Source organism: Nonomuraea longicatena (assembly GCF_039525605.1).
Classification (GTDB): domain Bacteria; phylum Actinomycetota; class Actinomycetes; order Streptosporangiales; family Streptosporangiaceae; genus Nonomuraea; species Nonomuraea longicatena.
The window spans coordinates 64,897-81,015 of the sequence record NZ_BAAAHQ010000006.1 but is presented as its reverse complement, the minus strand read 5'-3'; the positions used below and the strand labels follow the sequence as shown (position 1 = coordinate 81,015).

The 16,119-nt window shown below is 70.5% G+C and carries 20 protein-coding genes and 1 pseudogene; 7 read left to right on the top strand and 14 right to left on the bottom strand.

Annotated elements, in window-relative coordinates; all coding sequences use genetic code 11:
- On the top strand, positions 1-959 hold a 959-nt coding region (locus tag ABD120_RS07555), incomplete at its 5' end, for a helix-turn-helix transcriptional regulator (RefSeq protein ID WP_343948993.1).
- 39 nt (positions 960-998) lie between these two features.
- On the opposite strand, the gene ABD120_RS07550 is transcribed toward ABD120_RS07555, so the two are convergent.
- Entirely contained in the window at positions 999-1,460 is a 462-nt protein-coding gene (locus tag ABD120_RS07550) for a MarR family winged helix-turn-helix transcriptional regulator (protein ID WP_343948992.1), read from the bottom strand.
- Positions 1,461-1,540: 80 nt separating this feature from the next.
- Between ABD120_RS07550 and ABD120_RS07545 the strand changes: the two genes are divergently transcribed.
- Positions 1,541-2,368: an SDR family oxidoreductase gene (locus ABD120_RS07545; RefSeq protein ID WP_343948991.1), complete on the top strand. Its 828-nt coding sequence runs from the start codon at positions 1,541-1,543 to the stop codon at positions 2,366-2,368.
- On the opposite strand, the gene ABD120_RS07540 is transcribed toward ABD120_RS07545, so the two are convergent.
- From ABD120_RS07540 to ABD120_RS07515, 6 genes are all read right to left on the bottom strand, one after another.
- Entirely contained in the window at positions 2,358-2,528 is a 171-nt protein-coding gene (locus tag ABD120_RS07540; RefSeq protein ID WP_343948990.1) for a hypothetical protein, read from the bottom strand. The two genes, ABD120_RS07545 and ABD120_RS07540, sit on opposite strands and share 11 nt — an antisense overlap.
- A gap of 48 nt (positions 2,529-2,576) precedes the next feature.
- Positions 2,577-3,551, bottom strand: a complete 975-nt coding sequence (locus ABD120_RS07535) for a serine hydrolase domain-containing protein (protein WP_343948989.1) — start codon at positions 3,549-3,551, stop codon at positions 2,577-2,579.
- Between the two features lie 212 nt (positions 3,552-3,763).
- The gene (locus ABD120_RS07530; RefSeq protein WP_343948988.1) at positions 3,764-4,168 is read right to left on the bottom strand and encodes a hypothetical protein; all 405 of its coding nucleotides are present in this window, start codon (positions 4,166-4,168) and stop codon (positions 3,764-3,766) included.
- Between the two features lie 79 nt (positions 4,169-4,247).
- Positions 4,248-4,406 carry a hypothetical protein gene (locus tag ABD120_RS07525; protein ID WP_343948987.1) on the bottom strand — a complete coding sequence of 53 codons (159 nt, stop codon included), beginning with the start codon at positions 4,404-4,406 and terminating at the stop codon, positions 4,248-4,250.
- Between the two features lie 581 nt (positions 4,407-4,987).
- A complete protein-coding gene (locus ABD120_RS07520; protein WP_343948986.1) occupies positions 4,988-5,347 on the bottom strand; it encodes a TetR/AcrR family transcriptional regulator in 360 nt (119 codons plus the stop codon).
- A 288-nt stretch (positions 5,348-5,635) separates the two neighbouring features.
- Positions 5,636-6,283 (bottom strand): DUF998 domain-containing protein, encoded by a 648-nt coding sequence (locus ABD120_RS07515; RefSeq protein WP_343948985.1) that lies wholly within the window; start codon positions 6,281-6,283, stop codon positions 5,636-5,638.
- Positions 6,284-6,492: 209 nt separating this feature from the next.
- Between ABD120_RS07515 and ABD120_RS07510 the strand changes: the two genes are divergently transcribed.
- Positions 6,493-6,648 carry a hypothetical protein gene (locus ABD120_RS07510; protein WP_343948984.1) on the top strand — a complete coding sequence of 52 codons (156 nt, stop codon included), beginning with the start codon at positions 6,493-6,495 and terminating at the stop codon, positions 6,646-6,648.
- Between the two features lie 209 nt (positions 6,649-6,857).
- Here the strand turns inward: ABD120_RS07510 and ABD120_RS07505 are convergent, their stop codons facing one another.
- On the bottom strand, positions 6,858-7,958 hold the full coding sequence (locus tag ABD120_RS07505) for a sensor histidine kinase (protein ID WP_343948983.1): 1,101 nt from the start codon (positions 7,956-7,958) through the stop codon (positions 6,858-6,860).
- Between the two features lie 10 nt (positions 7,959-7,968).
- A complete protein-coding gene (locus ABD120_RS07500) occupies positions 7,969-8,664 on the bottom strand; it encodes a response regulator transcription factor (RefSeq protein WP_343948982.1) in 696 nt (231 codons plus the stop codon).
- A gap of 156 nt (positions 8,665-8,820) precedes the next feature.
- Here ABD120_RS07500 and ABD120_RS07495 point away from each other — a divergent pair, with 156 nt between their 5' ends.
- The 3 genes from ABD120_RS07495 to ABD120_RS07485 all read left to right on the top strand — a co-directional run bounded on the left by ABD120_RS07495 (position 8,821) and on the right by ABD120_RS07485 (position 12,546).
- Complete coding sequence (locus ABD120_RS07495) at positions 8,821-10,683, top strand: alpha/beta hydrolase (RefSeq protein ID WP_343948981.1); 1,863 nt, start codon at positions 8,821-8,823, stop codon at positions 10,681-10,683.
- 811 nt (positions 10,684-11,494) lie between these two features.
- Positions 11,495-11,839, top strand: a complete 345-nt coding sequence (locus ABD120_RS07490; RefSeq protein ID WP_343948980.1) for a hypothetical protein — start codon at positions 11,495-11,497, stop codon at positions 11,837-11,839.
- 2 nt (positions 11,840-11,841) lie between these two features.
- Positions 11,842-12,546, top strand: coding sequence for a hypothetical protein (locus ABD120_RS07485; RefSeq protein ID WP_343948979.1), 705 nt, complete (start codon positions 11,842-11,844; stop codon positions 12,544-12,546).
- Between the two features lie 362 nt (positions 12,547-12,908).
- On the opposite strand, the gene ABD120_RS07480 is transcribed toward ABD120_RS07485, so the two are convergent.
- Both ABD120_RS07480 and ABD120_RS07475 read right to left on the bottom strand, forming a co-directional pair.
- Positions 12,909-13,271, bottom strand: a complete 363-nt coding sequence (locus tag ABD120_RS07480) for a nuclear transport factor 2 family protein (protein ID WP_343948978.1) — start codon at positions 13,269-13,271, stop codon at positions 12,909-12,911.
- Positions 13,272-13,411: 140 nt separating this feature from the next.
- Positions 13,412-14,017 carry a TetR/AcrR family transcriptional regulator gene (locus tag ABD120_RS07475; RefSeq protein ID WP_343948977.1) on the bottom strand — a complete coding sequence of 202 codons (606 nt, stop codon included), beginning with the start codon at positions 14,015-14,017 and terminating at the stop codon, positions 13,412-13,414.
- 252 nt (positions 14,018-14,269) lie between these two features.
- Here ABD120_RS07475 and ABD120_RS07470 point away from each other — a divergent pair, with 252 nt between their 5' ends.
- Positions 14,270-14,728, top strand: coding sequence for a CPBP family intramembrane glutamic endopeptidase (locus tag ABD120_RS07470; RefSeq protein WP_343948976.1), 459 nt, complete (start codon positions 14,270-14,272; stop codon positions 14,726-14,728).
- Between the two features lie 32 nt (positions 14,729-14,760).
- On the opposite strand, the gene ABD120_RS07465 is transcribed toward ABD120_RS07470, so the two are convergent.
- The 3 genes and pseudogenes from ABD120_RS07465 to ABD120_RS07455 form a co-directional block, all read right to left on the bottom strand.
- Positions 14,761-15,420 carry an endonuclease V gene (locus ABD120_RS07465; protein WP_343948975.1) on the bottom strand — a complete coding sequence of 220 codons (660 nt, stop codon included), beginning with the start codon at positions 15,418-15,420 and terminating at the stop codon, positions 14,761-14,763.
- A 5-nt stretch (positions 15,421-15,425) separates the two neighbouring features.
- Complete coding sequence (locus ABD120_RS07460; RefSeq protein WP_343948974.1) at positions 15,426-15,866, bottom strand: universal stress protein; 441 nt, start codon at positions 15,864-15,866, stop codon at positions 15,426-15,428.
- 69 nt (positions 15,867-15,935) lie between these two features.
- Positions 15,936-16,119, bottom strand: a pseudogene (locus ABD120_RS07455) (carotenoid oxygenase family protein); the annotation flags it as partial.

Below are 16,119 nucleotides of genomic sequence, written 5' to 3'. Positions count from 1 at the left end.
CCGAGGCGCCAGCCGCCACCGCCGGCCAGGCCGTCCCGCAGCGCGACGTCATCGACGAGATCGACGCCATCGAGGGCGCGCCCGGTGGCACGCCCGGCCTGCTCGCGCTCGGCCACGGCCGCATCGACGAGGCCGTCCCGCACCTGCACACCCGCTGGCGCGGGGCCGACGCGCCGCCGACGGCCGCCGCCGACCTGGCCGAGGCCGCGCTCCTGTCCGGACGGCCGGACCTGGCGGCCGAACCGCTCGACCGCTTCACCGCGTGGGCCGCGCACACCGGCCGGCCGTGGGCCCAGTCGGTCGCGCTGCGCCTGGAGGCGCTGGCCGCCGAACACGCGAACGGCGCCCAGAGCGGCCGGACACGGGGCGACGGGGAGGCCCGCCCCAACGGCGACGGCGCACCCGCCCACGACGGGCCGGATTCAGGCGACAACGGACCAAGCCGGGCCGACGGCGTGCATGAGAAGGACGGGCAGGGGCGCGGCGACGGCGCCGTTCTCGAACTTCTCGGGCGGGCGTTGCGCACGCACGAGCACGGACGCCCGTTCGAGCGGGCCCGCACCGCCCTGCTGTACGGCCAGCGGCTGCGCCGCGCCCACCGCAGCGCCGAGTCGCGGCACCCGCTGCGCCTGGCCGCCGAGCTGTTCGAGCGACTGGGGGCCCAGCCGTGGGCCGAACGCGCCCGTGCCGAGTTGCGCGCCGCCGGGCAGCCCCGCCCGTACGGTCACCGTCCCGCGGGCGACAACGGCCGGGACGGCGACCCGCTCGGCGAACTGACCGCGCAGGAGCGCCGCATCGTCCGGCTGGCCGCCGCGGGCGTCAGCAACCGCGAGATCGCCGAGCAGCTGTTCCTGAGCCCGCGCACGGTCGAGTACCACCTGTACAAGGCGTATCCGAAACTCGGCGTGGCCTCCCGGCGCGAGCTGGCCGACCTGCTGCGGGAGATCACGCGGAGCTGAACACCGTACAGGCCGTCCACCCTGCCCTCACCAGGGATGTCATGAGTCTGACAGGCGGCGGGCCTGCTCGCGGCCGACGTCGGCGGCCCTGCGCAGATAGTCGGCGATGAGCTGGAGCTGGTCGTCGTCGTAGTCCCCGAGAACCTCTGCGAAGGCGCGGCCGGGCACCTCCCACGCTTCGGCGACGGCGGCGCAGGTGCGGGGAACGAGGGAGACCAGGGCGCGCCTGCGGTCGCCGGGGTCGGTGTGGCGGACCACGAAGCCGGCCTTCTCCAGGCGGTCGACCAGGCGCGAGGTGGCGCTCGGGGTCAGGCCGGTCAGGGCGGCGAGTTCGCCGGTGGTGACCGGGCCGGGCTCCAGGTCGAGCAACGCGACGCACTGCAGGTCGGTGGGGTGCAGGCCCAGATGTTCCGCCATCGCCTGGTTGAACAGCGAGTACGCGGCGTAGTGCCGCTGGCTTTCTGCCATCAGCTCGGCCATCCGACCGGCTCGGTTTGACATCGGGGGCCTCCGTGATCCACATTCATGTGCATCAAGCACATTTTGCTTCATGCACATTATAGGTTCTGGACAGGAGAGTCATGACCGTTCTCGTCACCGGCAGCCGCGGCTCGGTCGCGCGGCGCCTCATCCCGTTGCTGCGCGAGCGCGGCCTCGACGTGCGCCCCGCCTCCAGCAGGCCCGGCGAGGGCGCTGAGGGCGCTGTGGTCTGCGATCTCACCGACCCGGCCACCTTCCCGGCCGCGCTGGAGGGCGTGCGATCGGTGTTCCTGTACGCCGAGCCGTCCCAGGCGGCGGCCTTCGCGGGGCAGGCCGAAGCCGCCGGGGTGGAGCACATCGTGCTGCTGTCGTCGGCGTCCGCGCTCGAACCGGACACCGACGCCAGCCCTATCGCCCGCCTGCACCGCGACGCCGAACGGGCACTGGAGGAGTCCGGCGTGCGCGCCACGCACCTGCGGCCCGGCGCGTTCGCGGGCAACGCCCTGGCCTGGGCCCAGGCGATCAAGGCGGGCGAGCCGATCGGCCTGCCCTACCCGGGCGCGCACACCGACCCCCTCCACGAGGCCGACCTCGCCCGTGCCGCGCTGGCCGTGCTCACCGACCCCGCGCTCGGCGGGCGGCCGTACACGATCACCGGGCCGAGGTCGATCACGTTCACCGAGCAGATCGAGACCCTCTCCCAGGTCGTCGGCCGTCCGATCGAGGTGCGCAAGCTCAGCGAGGAGGAGTGGAGCGCCGAGATGGCGCCGTTCATCCCCGAGGAGTACCAGCGCCCGCTCCTGGGCTGGTGGCGCGAGCACGACGGCGTGCCGGTCGAGACCACCGGCGCGGTGCGCGAGCTCACCGGCCGCCCGGCGCTCACCTTCGCCGAGTGGGCGCACGAGCACGCCGCCGACTTCACCGGCTGACCGACCCCGCCACCCGGCGAAAGCGGTCCGCACCTGCTGCGGGGCGCAGGCCGGCGCGGCCGGGTCGGAGTCGGCCGCGCGCGCCCGGGGACTCGTCGGCCTGCGCCGCGTCCCGGGCCGACAGCGCCGTCCCGTCCTCGCCGCCGATCATCGCGCGCACGGCCGCGTCCAGCGTGCGCGTCAGGCGGGCCGGGCGCAGCGGCCGCTGTCATCGAGCCGGTGTGCCGCAGAACACTTTCTGGACCAGCCCGTCCAGCAGCTTCTGGAAGTCCTTCACCGGCCCGCGGGTCGCCGAGTCCACCCAGGTCACCGACCCGGTCAGGGTCGTCTTGCCGTCGGGCGAGCTGTACATCAGCGCCCCGTAGCCGTGCGGCGGGCTGCCGTTGTGCTGGTAGACGGTGCCGCAGCCCGGGCCCAGGTCCTGCGCGAACACCCCGAGTCCGTACTTGAGCTTGCCGTGCGGTTTGCGCATCTCGTCCAGCAGCGCGGGTGGCAGGAGCTTGCCGCCGTTCAGCGCGGTGAAGAACGTGGTCAGATCCCGGGTCGTCGAGGCCAGGTCACCGGCGCCGGCCAGCATGGACAGGTTCTGCCGGGAGATGTCGATCGTCTTGCCCTGGTAGCTGTAGTAGGCGTGCGCGTACGGCCCCGCCAACTTCGTGCGGTCGCCTGCCTGCCGGGTGGCCGACAGGCCGAGCGGACGCAGGATCCGCTGCTGCAACTGCTCGGCGTACGGGCGGCCGGTGACCTTTTCGATCAGCAGCAGCGCCAGGGTGTAGTTGGTGTTGGAGTAGTTCTGACCCGTCCCGGGCTCGAAGCGCGTGGGCTTGGACAGCGCCAGCCGTACCAGCTCTTCGGGCTTGTAGCTGCGGAAGCGGTTCTTCAGCCATGCGTCGCCGGCGGCGGGGATGCCGGGGGCGAACGTGCCGTCGTCGTAGTACTCGCCGGTGTAGTTGAACAGGCCGCTGGTGTGCTGCAGCAACATGCGGACGGTGATCCGGCGGTCCAGGCCGAGGTCGGGCAGGTAGCCGGCCACCGGGGCGTCGAGCTTGACCTTGCCGTCGGCGACGAGCTGAAGGACCAGGGTCGCGGTGAACGGCTTGACGGCGCTGCCGGTCCAGAACCGCCCGTTCGTCGACGGCTTGGCGGGACGGCCGAGCTTGCTGACTCCGGCGCTGGCGACCACTCACCCGCCTGGTCGTTCACGCGCAGTTGCACCCCGGTGAATCCGGCGTCGACGAACGCCTGCATGGCCTTCTGCAGCTCGGGGCGGTCCTGGGCGGGGGCGGCGATCGCGGGGGTGGCGATCGCGGCGGCCAACATGGCGGCCGTCAGTGTGGTGGCGGCGAGACGCCGGGTGTTCGTGGTCATGATTCCTTCTTTCCGGGGTCGTGATGGTCAGGCGGCGGCGAGCGCGTCGGTGATCTTGCGGGCCATGGCGGCCGCAGTGGGGCTGGGCTCGCCCTGGTGGGTACGGGCGGCGGCCTCGACCGCGACGGTGATGGTGCGGCGGAAGTTGTCGGCCTCGTCCGGCGCCTGCTGCTTGAGCAGCGCCATGGACGCGGTCAGCGCCGGCAACGCCTGGTCGGCGAGGTCGGCGACCGTCTTACCCCACTTCACGCTCTTGGGCGCCTTGGTCAGCACGTGTCCGACCGCACCGGTCGCCGAGGTCAGCGCGATGGAGCCCTCGGTGCCGGCCTTGTGGGCCGAGCCGGCGGCACTGGCGGCCGACATCAGCGAGACGGCGCCCCATGCGGCGGTGCGGAGGGTGAGCTTGTCCTGGTCGGAGAACGTGATGGTCATGATGGTGAACTCCCGTTTCGGATCGGTTGTTGTCGGGCTGTTGACAGCAAAGGTCGCGGATCGCGCTGATACGGGCCGGTCACCGTACTGATGCGAGCCCTGACAGGGCCTCAGGGCGCGACGGCGCGCTCACCGCGCGGCCGTGCAGGAGAAGCGGAGCCGGCAGCAGGCCGGCCGCCGCGTCGGTCACCTCCCACCTGAGGGGATGCGCGGTCAGCGTGGAGAGCAGGGAATCCATCGGGGTGCCTTTCCAGGAGGGAGCGGGTGTCGGTCACGTCGCCGAGATTGGCACCCGCACCGCCGTCCCCGGGGCGGCGAGAGCCTCCCGATGGGACAGGCGGCCCGATTGCGCGCCGCTGACCTGCGGTTATGTTCAGGCTTGCCGCTGTCCCAGATCTGTCCCAGGCGGGCCGTTCACCCCACCGCCGGGTCTCCTCCCGGTTCGAGACCCGTCGCCGTGAGCACGCGGCGGGCCTCGGCCTCCAGTCGAGGAACTGCGCACCGGTGACGTGGCCGTCCTCAGCTCCGGCTACTCCGCCGTTCTGAGGTGGCGGTCCAGGTCGTCGAGGGTCAGCGGCTGTCGGCGCAGCGGCTCGGCGGCGTCCAGCGCCGTGGCGTGGAGGCTGCCGAGGAGCAACTCCAACTGCCGGCCGGTGATCAGCTCGTTGTGCTCGGCGCCGAGAACGGGTAGCGGGCGGGACAGCTTGATGACGCCGAGCCAGATGGCGATGGGCTTGATGCCTTGGCGGAGCTACCCGTACTTCTGGGCGGCGCGGGTGAGCTGTTCCATCTGCTCGAAGAGCTGGTCGCGTCGCCTCTTCAGGGTTCCCCTCTCGCCGCGCGCGTCCTCCTCCAGACCGGGGAGCAGCATCGGCATGATGGTCTCCACCAGGCGGCGTATGAGCTGCGTAAGCGCGCCCAAGGCGTCGGGGTGCGCGACGGTGGCGCGGTCCAGTTCCTCACCGACCGGGTCAGGCTGTCCAGGGCGACCTGCTGGACGAGTGTGTGGCGGCCGGGGAAGCGGCGGTAGAGGGTGGCGATGCCGATGCCGGCGCGGCGGGCGATCTCCTCCGGCGGCGCGTGGATGCCCTGCTCAAGGAAGACCTCGCGGGCCGCGATGACGATCTGCTCGCGCTTGCGGCGGGCGTCGGCCCGCAGCCGGGTTGTGTTCTCGGTCAACCGGTACCCATCGGTGATCAGGTCTTCGTTCCGCCGGTCGGCCGGCAGAGACCCGGCGTGGGGTAGAACGCGTTGGTCGCCCCTGGGTTGTGGACCCGCAGCATCGCGATCTCCCGAGGTGGCGGATCCGTGGGGTGAGGGCTTTGCCGGCGAGGCCGAACAGCCCGACATGCGTTCAGGTAGGGAAGTGCCGTCTCTCGGGTGCTTCCACGACTCCGTCCATCGAGACGAACAGCCCGGCGACGATCTTTCTCATGGTTTCTCCTCTGTGGTGATGTGGTGGGTGATTCAGGCGGACTTGCGGAGATGGGCGGCGACCAGGGAGATCCAGCCCATCGCGATGATGACGCCGGTGGCGAGCGTCACCGAGCCGGCGTGCCCGCCGGTGATCGCCCAGCCGTCACCGACGATCACGGCCGTGCCGGCCAGGCGGGAGAGGAGGGCCATGCCTCGGGCGCCGGCGCGGGTGAAGTACCGGCCGAGGATGAAGCACACCGCGGCGAAGGCGAGGAACGCCACCTGCCCTGCCACCATGTGCAGGACGGCGTGCCAGCTCATCCCCGCTGGCGGCCCGGCCGGTGTGCCCACGGGGAAGCCGTAACCGGCGTCCACGACGAAGACGCCCGCTCCGATCATTCCGATCCCGGCGATCCGGGTCAGGCGCGGCACCCAGGTGCCGCCGGGCTTGCCGTGCAGGACCTTGCGGAACCCGAAGGAGCCGGCGATGAGCAGCGAGGAGACGATCAGGAAGTTGGTGATCTGGATCCACCCGAGCGAGCCGGTGGCGAGCTGGCTGAAGGGGTGGCGGACCAGGTCGAAGCCCTCGCGGGTGAACGCCTGCGTCAGCGCGACGACGGTCCAGACCGGCATGGCGGCCGCCGCGGCGGTGAGCAGCGTGCGGGTGGAGGCGTTGCCGCGGGTGATGGTGGTGGTCATGTTCCCGGTTCCCTTCGTGGTTCTGCCCATACGTCGTCCGGGCGATGTGACAGGGAACGCGGAAGCCGGGATTGTGCGCAGAAGGGGGTACGGCAGGCGATTTCATTGGACGGGCGTGGGCGGGCAGGCCGTCACCCGCCGCGCCGATGGCGCCTGAGCTGCGGAATCGGCGCGCTGCTCATCGAAGGGGCCCGTTTCAGCCGAACCCATTGAAGGAATTCCCGTTCATCGACGAGGTGATGCCGCCCGCCGGCCACGCCACGGTGACGGCCGCCCGCGCCCGGATGCTGGGCGCCGCCCGGCGGCAGCACCGGCCGGTCTGGCCCAAGGCGATGCTCGCCGGGGCAACCGGCCAGCCCGCCTGAACCGCTGCGCAAGGGGTCCCGGTAGTCCTGTGGGAAATTCGACCGCGTGTCCGGCCAGTTGCGTTCGGTCCAGCCGAGCCAGAGGGCGGCGACCACCGCGAGCGGAGCTGTCGGATCCTTGGCCGGCAGGGCCGCAGCGTGCGGTTCGCACAGCGGCCAGCTCTCATACTCCCCCACCGGATCCACGATCGTTCTCTCGGCCAATCCGGTTATGTGGCCGTACGTGACCACGTTTGCGGTACCTGTACGTGGTGGGGGATAGGCAGTTGAACGACGATACGGAGTCCGCCCGCAGGGCGCGGGATGATAGTGAGAGATCCGTCGTGTGCTTGGGTGATGCTCTTGACGATCGCCAGGCCGAGGCCGACGCCTGCGTGGTCGTTGCGTATTCGTTCGGTGCCGCGCTGAAACGGTTCGGTGAGTGTCAAGACCAACTGCGGGGAGAGTTTCTCGCCGCTGTTTTCGACCGTGAGCACCACGATCTCGGGGCGGACGCTGGTCTTGACCCACACCGTGCCCCGTTCGGGCAGATTGTGCACGATGGCGTTGTGCACAAGGTTCATCGTCATCTGCAGCAGGAGCGCTTGCGACCCGACAGCCGGTGTGATGTCACCGGAGGCATCGATGGTGACACCCCGTTTCTCGGCGAGCGGGAGCAGTGTTTCGGTGGCCTCTTCTACGAGTAAGGACAGGTCAACAGGTTCTCGGGTGAAGGACCTCTGGCCAGCGCGGCTGAGCACGAGTAGCGCCTCGGTGAGGTCGATCGCTCGAACGTTGACGGCGTGAAGGCGGTCGACGAGTTCGCCAGGATCGCGTGTCGGATCATTGCGGGCCACGTCGAGAAGTGACTGCGAGATCGCCAGCGGGGTGCGCAGTTCGTGCGAGGCGTTGGCTGCGAATCTCCGCTGTTCGGCGACGTGTGCTTCAAGCCGTACGAGCATGGCGTCGAAGGCGTCGGCGAGTTCGCGGAACTCGTCCTTGCGGCCTGCCAACTGGATCCGGTGGGAAAGTGACCCGTTCGCGGCCACGCGGGTGGCATCCGTGATATGGGTCAGGGGGGCGAGCATCCGGCCGGCGAGAATCCATCCTCCCAGAAAACCGAATACCAGCAGGAACGCCGACACGATGGCCGCGACCGGAGTGAACGAACGCAGGATGGCGGAGCGGTCGATTATCAAGTGACCGGTGGTGTACACCGCATCATCGGGTAGGCCCCGCAGGAAATAGACCGACACGGCGGCGAGCAGCAGGGCACCTGCGAGCATGAGAAAGCTGGCGTAGCTGAGGGTGAGTTTGAGGCGAACACTCAACCCAGGCGCTCTATCCACGGCCGCCTCCCTCACGTCCGGTGTCTGGTTGAGGGCCGATGCGGTACCCGGCGCCGGCCACGGTGGCGATGATCCCGGGTTCGCCGAGCCGCTTACGCAGTGCCGAGACCGTGATACGCACGGCGTTGGTGAAGGGGTCGGCGTTCTCATCCCACGCTCGCCCCAAGAGTTCTTCGGCGCTGACGACACCGCCTTCGGCAGCGACGAGAACTTCGAGCACGGCGAACTGCTTCCGGGTGAGCGCGACGTAACGGCCGTCGCGGTAGACCTCGCGGCGGAACGGATCCAGCCGCAGGCCGGCGATCTCTCGCACGGGTGGTCTGTGGTGGGCGCGCCTGCGGTCGAGCGCTCTCAGACGGAGCACGAGCTCTTTGAGCGCGAAAGGCTTGGTGAGGTAGTCGTCGGCGCCGAGTTCGAACCCGGAGGCCTTGTCGTCGAGCCGGTCGGCAGCGGTGAGCATGAGGATGGGCATGCCGCTACCGGAGGCGACGATACGTTTGGCGATCTCGTCGCCGGAGGGGCCGGGGATGTCGCGGTCGAGGACGGCGATGTCGTAGGCGTTGATGCTCAGCAGTTCCAGAGCGGTGTCACCGTCACCGGCGATGTCGGCGGCGATCGCTTCCAGACGGAGGCCATCGCGGACGGCTTCTGCCAGGAAGGGTTCGTCCTCGACGATCAACACGCGCATGCTCCCGAGGCTACGAGCCGGCGCATATCGCCGGCATATCGAAAACCACATACGCGCTGGCAACACCCACGCTGGCTCAACTAATGACATGAACCACACCGAACCAGCGCGAACAGCGCCCCGTCGGATTCCCGGAGTCCTTTGGGCGGAGGCCGCATGCGTGCACTGAGGACGATTCTGGCCGGCACGGTGGTGCTGGTCGCCGCCGCGCAGGCGGCGGTCGCCACCGCGGCCAGCGGCGGCCGGCACGAATGCGCCACCGCGACCAGCCGGTGCATCGGCACCCTGACCGTCCCACTGAACTGGCAGGATTCGCAGTCGGAGAAGATCACCATCAGGTTCGGGTACATCCCGCGGGCCGACCGATCGCGCCCAGCCCGCACCTCGATCCTGGCGATGCCCGGCGGTCCGGCCCCGCTTGGACCCAACGCCGAGCGCGTCGACTCCTTCGGGAAGGTCTTCCAGCCTCTGCTGGACCACTCGGACATGATGATCGTGGAGTTCCGCGGGATGGGCGAATCCGCGCCGCTGCGGTGCAAGGCGCTGCAGCAGGGGAAGCCGGAGTCGGTCACCCAGTGCGCGCGTGAGATCGGCGACAGAGCCCGGTTCTTCAGCAGCGACCAGTACGTCGCCGATGTGGAGGCGGTGCGCGCGGCTTTGGGCCTGTCCAAGGTAACCGTCGTGGGATCGTCCTGGGGCGCGCTGAGCGGACAGGCCTACACGACCCGCTACCCGGACCGGGTGCGCGCCCTGTACATCGAGAGCATGATCGGCCCAATCGACAAGGCCGGCCGGTGGCAGCTCGGCGAGTCGGAAGGCAAGGAGATCCAGGAAGCCATCGCCAACTACGCCCGCGCCTGCCAGCGATCGCCGGCTTGCCGCCGCGCCGCCGGCGGCGACCCGACGGCACGCTGGGACGCGGTGGTACGGAAGATGCGCGCCGGCGGCGACAACGCGCTGACCCTGCAGCGACTGCTCGGGGCGCTGCGGTCGGCCTCTGATCCAGCCCTCGCCACCGACGCGACCGCGGCCACCGCCGCATACCTGGACGGCGACCCGGCCCCGCTGCGCCGCGTGCTCGACAGGGCAGCCCCGCTGGCCGGCAACAAGGGTGCAGGATCCAAGGCGCCGTCCAAGGAGTCACCGGACAGGGCCGGTACGACGGCGTACCTGTGTTCCGACCCGGTCTGGCCGTACGACCGTGCCGCCGACGAGGCGAGTCGGCGCCGCCAGTTGGTGACCTGGCATGCCGAGCGCAACCGGTACGCGCCGTTCACTCTCTCCGAGGCGGGCAGCGGTGCGGACTTCTGCGCAGGCTGGCCCACCCCGCGAGTGAACAACGCGATCGAGCCGGACCGGCCGGCGGTGCCGATGCTGGCCGTCGCCAGCGAGTTCGACCCGAAGGCGATCATGGGTGCACGCACCGCGGCGCGGGCATTCCCCCGCGGCCAGGCGGTCACCGTACAGGCCGGGTACCACAACCCCTCGGTCGAGGGCCGTGGGCCGGGTGGCGAGTGCGCGCGACAGGTCATGCACCGGTTCATCCAGGACCCGGGGCGGGTGTCCGACCCGTCGTGCACGATGGCCAACTACCAGGCACACGGTCGCTTCCCTGCGACCGCGGCAGCAGTACCGGCGGCCCGCGGCGGCGGGCTCGACGCTCCGCAGCGCACACTCGTGGCGGCCGCGTTCGCCACCGCCGCCGACACGGTAGCCATGCACAACCCGCATCGCGCCTCGCGGCCGGACGCCGAGCCCGGGCTGCGCGGCGGGGAGGTCACCAACGGTAGAGACGGCACGATCACCTTGGACAAGGTCCGCTACGTCGCCGACCTCGCCGCCGCCGGCACTGCCAAGGTCGCCGGCGACAAAGCCACCGCCGACCTCACCGTCGCCGGCCCCGCCGGCGCGACCCACAAGGTCACGCTGCAGTGGAAGGCCTTCACCGCCACTGACACCACCCCCGTCACCGGCACCCTCGACGGCCGACCGTTCCAGGTGAACGTCCCCGGATACTGATGATCCACTCCACTCCTGTGGGGCGTTCGCGGCCGCGAACGCCCCACAGGGGTCCCGATGGCGGCACACCCAGCCGCCGAGGCACCGGGGCTCCACGGAGGCACGTCGGTGGGCCAGATCGCACCGACCATCGCCAGCCGGTAGTGGACCTACAACAGGAGGGCAGGCCGGCAGGTGATCGCCCAGCGCTACCACCGCGCGGGTATTGGCGGGCGGAGATGGCCAAGCCGCCGTCGGTGGATTGTCGAACCTGCTACATTCCGGCCCGGAGTCATTCTGCCCGAAAAAGCCGCCCCAGAGTATTTTCCCCATTGCTCGATCGAATCGGAATAATTCCGCTCAAATACGGACGAGACAGCCACGCAAGCGATTGCGGGAGCCCGTATCAGTGCAGGCGGAAGGCCCTATGGGCTCGCCAGGGCGACACTGCGTGAACGCCTTCGAAACTTTGGCGCATTTCCGGCCCAGTCGAAAATAGCAAACACCTTCGTTCCCCATCATCCTCTTTTTCTGGCGGAAAATAAGACCTGTAAAAGCGTGCGCGGAGAATATAGCGTAACCATCGTCCATGTTCGCCCCGCCATAACGGGAAATGACCGGAAGGTCGTAAATTAGCGAACCGAGCAAGAAGAAGAGCAGGCACCAGCGGACCCTCGCCGGTCTGAAGGAGACCCTCGCCGACGGACACGCGCCGTCCAAGAAGCGCGAGCGGACGAAGAGCGCCAAACCCCGCAACCACCTGCTGGCGGTCGGGCTCAACGCCTTCGCCCGCGCGGCGGCGGGGCTGCCGCTCACCGAACTGGAGCAAGGGTTGGTCGACGCCGTCCGCCGTACCGGCCTCAGCGACGCGCAGTTGGCCGAGTACGGGCGCGCCTTCGTCGACGCCGGCCCCGAAGCGCGGGCTCGGGTGTTCCCCGACGCCGTAGCCGGGCTGACCCCCGAGACCGGCTACGGATGGGACGAACTCCGGCGCGACCTGCCTGCGCTGGTCGCCGACTTCACCGCCCAGCTCGCCGTGCGCGCCGTCGACGTCTCGGCCTCCGGCGCGTCGGCCGACGCGTCGGTGCCCGCGCCCGGCGCCTGGGGGTTCACGATCCTGCACGCCGAAGTGGCCGTGGCGGCGGCCGCCGCCCCCGAGACCGCGCCGGGAGGCTAGACATGCTGATCACTCCGGAGTTCATCGCCCAGAACAGCCCCGCGACATACGATCCGGTGCGGGGACAGTTCGTCCGGGACTACCTCGGCGACACCCGTTTCAAGATCGCGGCGAACAAGTTCCATGTCTTCGACCTGTCCACCGAGTTGTCGAGTTGTGACGAGCTCTATTTCGCCTTCACCGCCGTCGACGGCACCGGCGCCGTCACCACGACCCTGTCCCCCGTGTTCGAGAGCCTGTACCGCGGAAGCGAGCGCCAGTTCTCCAACCTGGTGCTGTGGCAGGGCACGGCGAACAAGGGCGGGGTCGTCGTCTCGGTCACGGTGATGGTGGAGGACGAAGGCGCGTACTACGACCAACTCAAGAACAACCTCGACCAGATCCGCGAGCAGATCTACAAGCAGATGCTCACCGACCCTCACGACGTGAAGGGCACCCTGGCGAACATCGCCTTCGACGCGGCCGGCGTGAGCTTCCCTCCCTGGGCGCAGGCGCTCAGCGCCGGGATCCTCGCCTTCGCCGAGGCGTTCATCAAGTGGAGCGCCGACGACTTCGTCGGCACTCACACATACGTCTTCACCGAGGACTTCTTCTGGATCTACAAGGCCACCTGGCCCAGCAATCTGGGCGGGGCCTCCGGCCGTATCGACGGGGCCGACCAAGGAGAGGCCGAACTGGAGCTCTCCCTCGCCGTCGGGATGGCGTAACCGCGACCGGGAACCGCCACCGGATCCAGCGTGCCGCGAGGCAACCGAGTCCGTACCGCTGAGATCAGGAGCGGATGCGGCGGCGCGGGCGGGCACGCACAGCCCGCGCCGCCACATCCGCTCTCCCCAGGCGTCGAGGCCCCGGCTGCAGGGCAGCGTCCTCCCAGCCGGCTCTCCGGCCTTGCGAGGCGGCCTCGACCAAGCCGGTGAAGTCGATCTGAGGAAGATCGGGATCGAAGTCGTCGGGGCGCAGGCCCAGCACGGCGGTGGCCTGGCTTCCAGCGTCGGCCCGCCCCCGGGGGCGGGCGAACCGCGACAGCGACCATCCGGCTGGCCGGTCGTCGGACAACGTGTCGGCTACGTCAATCGGTCGTGCCGGCGTGCACGGCGATGATTCGCCAGCCGTGCGTCTCGTCGTACAGCCACGTACGGGTGTAGCGCATCCTGGCCGCGAACGGCGCACCGGAGACGGTCCCTTCGACGGTGCCGAGAAACCACGTCACCCCGGTGCGCCCATCGGCGAGCACGGTCAACTCCTCCTCGGCCACCTTCGTCAACACCTGCGTCCGAGTGCGGTGCAGCTCCAGGTCGTCCGCCTTGGTCGCAACGTTCGCACCGAAGGTAAAGATCAACCGATCGTCCAGCAGCCGGTCCAGCGCCTCGACATCTCCAGCGAGCTGCGCGGCCTGGAGCCGGCGCTCGGCGTCCCGCAAGTCTTCCATCATGAGGTTGACCCTCCCATCCAGCGCCGTATCGGCGCCAGGACGTTCACGCTCGGCTGAGCTTCGCAGTCCGATTCAGGGACTCCGATCGTCGGTGAGTGGATGTCGGGTTCATGTTCGCGGCCCAGGACGCCTGAGGTCGCTCAGATCTCCGCCAGGACGTCGCCGACCAGGTCACGCAGACCCTGCGGCGTGAACCTCTCGGGGAACGTCGCCGCCTGCAGGGTCAGGCCGTCCACGAACACGTGCAGCCGCGCCGCCCGCCGCTCCAGCCCGGGATCGCCGAACGGCTCCCCCATGCGGGCCGGCGGCGGCAGGGAGCGATGACAGGCCAGCGCGAGCCGGCAGACGTGCAGCTCGGCCTGCCAGGCGGTGGCGCGCAGCCCGGCCAGCGAGTCGTCGACGCGTGAGCGCATCAGGCAGGCCAGCCACACGTCCACCTCGACCCGGCGCTCGGCGTCGAGGGGCAGCAGTTCCTCCAGCAGCAGCCGGGCGCGCTCCGGGCCCGGCAGGTCGCGGGCCAGCCAGCCGTCGATGCGCAGGACGAGGCTCCTGCCGATCTCCTCGGCGGCGAAGGCCAGCAGGCCACTCTGGCTGTCGAAGTAGTGGCGCAGCCCGCCGACCGACACCCCGGCCTCCTGTGCGACCCGGCGGACGGTGGCGCCCTCGATGCCCTCCCGGCTGATGATCTCCCGGACGGTCCTGGCCAGCGTCTCGCGCCGCCGTTCGTGATCGACGATTTTCGGCACACCCTGATTACAGCACACCCGTGCTATCTCCTATAAAGTACAAGTGTGTGAAAATCGACATCTCCCCTCGCCCTGGGTGTCCTGCTCGCCTGCCTGGCGCTGTTCGCCTCGGCGGCGGCCTGGCTCCTGCTGACCGGCCAGGGCGTCCGTACCTCGGCCGACCACGCAGGGACCCGCCCGCTGTGGCAGGTCCTGGCGCCCGTTCTGGCGGGACTGCTCCTGGCCCGGCTGGTGCCGCCCCGGCGGACCCCGGTGATCGACGGCCCCGTCGGGCGCGCCCCCGCCGCCCATGCGCTCGCGCTGCCGGCCTCGGCGGCGCTGTTCGCCGTGGCCTACCTGAGCCCGATCGGCGCACCCCGCAGCGACCTGGCGGACACCTCCGACACCCTCACCCAGATCACGGTCCTGGTCGCCGGATTCGCCGTGAACGCACTGCTGGAGGAGGTCTTTTACCGGCGCTGGCTGCAGACCCGGCTGGAGACGGTACTCGGCCGCTGGCCCGCCGTCCTGCTGGCCTCCCTGCTGTCCGGGGTCTGGCACGTCGGCATCATGGGCGGGCCGCTGCCCGAGAGCCTGGCCATGAGCCTGGTCCACCAAGGCGCGATCGGCGTGCTCCTCGGCTACCTGTGGAGCCGCTACCGGCTCATGTGGCCGATCCTCACCGCCCACGGCGCGCTCAACGCCGCGCCCATCGTCCTCGGGACGATGTAAACCGTGATCATCTGGATTGGGCGCGAGCAGGACTAACGGCCGTGCCTGGCCAGCCGGTCGGCCCTGCGGACCGGCTCCGGCAGCCGGGCGTGCGGCGACAGGCGCAGCACCTGCCCACAGGCCGTGCCGAGGCCGATGCGATGGCCCTGTGAGACGTACACGGGCTTGACGCCGTCCCGGGTACGCAGCGCCCGCCCGACCTCGGCGCCCTCCAGGACGATCGGGGTCCAGGCGCCGCGCTCGGGGGCGGGCGGCTCGCACGAGCCGACGAACGGCGTCTTGCCCACGCCCAGCGCGGGCAGGCCGGTGAGCACGCCCAGATGGCAGGCCAGGCCGAACCCGCGCGGGTGGGCCAGGCCGTACCCGTCGCAGACCAGCAGGTCGGGCGTGACGGTGAGCCGTTCGAGGCACTGCACCAGCGCGGGCAGCTCACGGAAGGCGAACAGGCCGGGAACGTAGGGGAAGGCCGCCCGGCCGTGGGCCACGGCCTGCTCGACCACCTCCAGCGTGGCGGCCGACAACACCACCACGGCCGCCGTCAGCTCCTCGTCACCGTGGTAGTGCACGTCCAGCCCGGCCACGGTGGCGAACGCGGTGGGGCCGGTGAGCTCCACCGACGGCCGCAGCCGCTCCTGGACGGCCTCCGCCTCCGCCACGCTCGTCGGCCAGGGGTGCAGCAGGTTCACGCGCATCCGCCCTAGCGTAGGCCGCTTTCGACGGGCACGAGCAGAACCGGCCGGCGGGAGTGGCGGGTCAGGTGCCGGGTGACCGGCCCGGCCGCCAGCCGGTGCCGTTGCGCGCCGATGACGGTCATCACGGCGTGCGCGCGATCGGCGACCTCGGCCAGGCGCGCGGCCGGGTCGCCGCGCTCCAGCACGAACTCCCAGTCCAGCCCCCGCCCGTCCAGCAGGTCGCGGACCTGCCCGTGCTCGGCGGCCACCGTCGATCGCGCCTGCGCCTCCCAGTCGGCGGCGTCCGGGTCGATCGGGTAGTCGGCCAGGCCGACCACGTGCACGACCAGCAACCGGGCCCCGAGCCGTCCGGCCAGGTCGGCCGCATAGCGCACTGCGGCCTGCGCGGCCGGACACCGGTCGTAGCCCGCGACCAAGCACGGACGGCCGGGCGCCTCAGCGGCCATCGCACACCTCCCCCTTCCCCCATTGTCCGACCCGGACCCGGACACGCCCGCCCGGGGTCCGGCCCGCCGTCAGTCGGCGTCGGGAACCCAGTTGCCGTGGAAGCCCAGCGGGATCCTGGTCGGCAGGTGGATCCGGGCCACCGGCCCGGCCGTGAAGTCCTGGGCCGACAGGATGACGAGGTCGGAGGCCCCCCGCTCGGGGTTGTGGGCATAGGCCATCACATACCCGTCGTCCTCGGCGGCGGGCGCCGCC